Annotated in this window: 1 protein-coding gene; it reads left to right on the forward strand. The window is 69.1% G+C overall.

The features are described from left to right. The coding region (locus R0J92_RS25290) for an alpha/beta fold hydrolase (RefSeq protein ID WP_411053714.1) at window positions 1-249 on the forward strand (249 nt) is incomplete at both ends.

Here is a 249-nt window from a genome sequence, read left to right on the forward strand (position 1 = left end):
GTGTTCGTCCATGGCACGCCGTTCCGCGGCCTGATCTGGCGGGAAGCGGTCGCACGGCTGAGCGGCCGGTTCCGCTGCCACGTCATCGACCTGCCCGGCTACGGTGCATCCGACAAGTACGACGGTCAGGAAGTGCGGCTGCGCAACTTCGCCCGGGTGCTGCGGGAACTTCTGGACGACCGCCGGCTTGCCGATCCGGTGCTGGTCGGACACGACTTCGGCGCGGCGACCGTGTTGGGGGCGCATCTG

The organism is Tritonibacter sp. SIMBA_163 (genome assembly GCF_046535935.1).
Lineage (GTDB): Bacteria > Pseudomonadota > Alphaproteobacteria > Rhodobacterales > Rhodobacteraceae > Epibacterium > Epibacterium scottomollicae.